This window comes from Bartonella sp. AP57NXGY (assembly GCF_042195805.1).
GTDB lineage: Bacteria > Pseudomonadota > Alphaproteobacteria > Rhizobiales > Rhizobiaceae > Bartonella.
The window spans coordinates 1-836 of the sequence record NZ_JBHIOZ010000451.1 but is presented as its reverse complement, the minus strand read 5'-3'; the positions used below and the strand labels follow the sequence as shown (position 1 = coordinate 836).

The 836-nt window shown below is 44.1% G+C and carries 1 pseudogene; it reads left to right on the top strand.

Features of this window, described 5'->3' with window-relative positions:
- Nucleotides 1–836, top strand: a pseudogene (locus ACFIL8_RS11430) (transporter); the annotation flags it as partial.

Below are 836 nucleotides of genomic sequence, written 5' to 3'. Positions count from 1 at the left end.
ATTTTGTGGAATCCACACGTTGATCAAACGGATAAATTAGTGGAGTTTTTCAAACGTTTAGGCAAAGCCAAGCAAGAAAAGACAGAAGTTGATGCAGAGTCCATTCGCAAGCTTGAAGATATTACAACAGATCTTATTCAAAATTTAGAGCGCTATGGTGCAAGAAGATTGAGTCTTTATGAACATGAAGGCAATATTTATTCGCAGCAAAGTGAGTTTATCCACCAATTGGTGGGAGGTCGTCGTGAACGTATCCCTCTCACATGGGGGACGATAGCTTCGACTGTTTATTCAGACCGTCTCATTTTTGGGAAAGAGATCATAGAAATACGCTATGAGGCGGCACAGCGGTTTGCGGGCATGTTTGGTTGGAAAGAATATCCAGCAAAAACCAGGGTAGGCATGGCGGATGGTTTGCTCACCCTTCCCTTTGAGTTTATTTTCACCCAATCTTTTATTTTCAAGAGCAAAAATGCTGCCAAACAGATTATGGGGCGCAAACAAAACCAAATGGTCAATGCAGGAGATCGAGCAGGTTCACAAATTATGGAACTGGATGATGCGCTTGATGATCTTGAATCCAATCGTTTTGTTTTAGGGGAGCATCATTTATCATTGGCAGTTTTTGCTGATACGCCGCAAGAGTTAGCGGATAATCTTGCCAAAGCGCGTTCTCGTCTTACAGATGGTGGGGCTGTGATTGCGCGGGAAGACTTAGGGTTAGCAGCAGCTTGGTGGGCACAATTGCCTGGCAATTATGCTTATCGCACCCGCTCTGGTGCAATAACAAGCCGCAATTATGCAGCGCTTTCTCCTTTTCATTCTTTTCCGGTTGG